The organism is Catenibacterium sp. (assembly GCF_052354645.1).
GTDB classification, from domain to species: domain Bacteria; phylum Bacillota_I; class Bacilli_A; order Erysipelotrichales; family Coprobacillaceae; genus Catenibacterium; species Catenibacterium mitsuoka_A.
In genome coordinates this window covers 2,368-3,790 of the sequence record NZ_DAWDDM010000195.1, presented here as the reverse complement: position 1 = coordinate 3,790, position 1,423 = coordinate 2,368, and the positions used below count along the sequence as shown (strand labels likewise).

1 protein-coding gene and 1 pseudogene are annotated in these 1,423 nt (G+C 34.8%); both read left to right on the top strand.

The features are described 5' to 3' along the window. Positions 1-203 (top strand): hypothetical protein (locus tag ACT8VG_RS08465; RefSeq protein WP_444195624.1); only part of this gene is annotated, 203 nt, incomplete at its 5' end. A gap of 27 nt (positions 204-230) precedes the next feature. Continuing rightward, positions 231-1,423 (top strand): annotated as a pseudogene (locus tag ACT8VG_RS08460) (replication-associated recombination protein A); the annotation flags it as partial.

Genomic DNA, 1,423 nt, shown 5'->3' with positions numbered 1-1,423 from the left:
GGTTAGGTGGGGGAGATATCAAGATGTTAGGTGTATGCAGTCTTTCTTTAGGTATTTATCAAACGTTAAGTATCTTATCTATTGCCTGTTTCTTAGGAATCATCTTCTCTTTTATAAAACAAAAGAAGATGATTCCTTTTGGTCCTTTTATTGCACTTGGATGGTTAACTATATCTTTATTTGACAGTTTCTTAATCCTGTAATACTATTTTTGTCATAGGGGGACTCTTATGACATCACTTTTTGAAGAAACATTTAATGAACCTCTTCCTTCAAGACTGAGACCTGATAATTTAGATGAATTTGTTGGGCAGACTCATCTAGTAGGAAAAGGAAAAATACTAAGAAGACTTATAGAAACAGATTCTATTTCTTCAATGATCTTCTGGGGACCACCAGGAGTAGGTAAAACAACACTCGCAAGAATAATTGCTTCTCATACACATTCTTCTTTTATTGATTTCTCAGCTGTGACTAGTGGTATTAAAGAAATAAGAGAAGTGATGAAACAGGCAGAAAATAATCGTGTCTTTGGTGAAAAGACAATTCTATTTGTGGATGAAATACATCGTTTCAATAAATCCCAGCAGGATGCTTTTTTGCCTTTTGTAGAAAAAGGAAGCATTATACTTATAGGTGCGACAACTGAAAACCCATCATTTGAAATCAATGGAGCTCTTTTGTCACGTTGTAAGGTATTTGTCCTCAACGCACTTGAAGAAGAGGATATTGTTTCATTACTCAAACATGCCATTTCTAGTCCAAAGGGCTTTGGAAATTTAAATATTGATATATCTGATGATTGTTTACACCTTATTGCATCTTTTAGTAATGGTGATGCAAGAAATGCGTTATCCACTCTAGAAATGGTTATTAATAATAGCGACGAGAAGGATGGCATCATCCATGTTACTAAGACAATCATTGAACAATGTACACAAAAGAAATCTCTTTTATATGATAAAAAGGGTGAGGAACATTATAATCTCATTAGTGCCTTACATAAATCAATGCGTAATTCAGATCCAGATGCAGCTATATATTGGCTTGCTAGAATGTTGGAGGCGGGAGAAGATCCTCTTTATGTCGCAAGAAGAGTGATTCGCTTTGCGAGTGAAGATATTGGTTTAGCAGATCCCCGTGCTTTATCTATTGCAAATGATGCTTATACAAGCTGTCATTATATTGGTATGCCTGAATGTTCAGTTATATTAACGCAGGCTGTTGTTTATATGTCCATGGCTCCTAAATCCAACTCTTTATATGTTGCCTATGAAACAGCTAAAAAAGATGCCTTAAAAGAATTATCTGAACCTGTACCATTGGTTATTCGTAATGCGCCTACAAAACTTATGAAGAAACTACATTATGGGGAAGGCTATCAATATGCTCATGATACAAAAGAGAAAAATACTAATAAGCA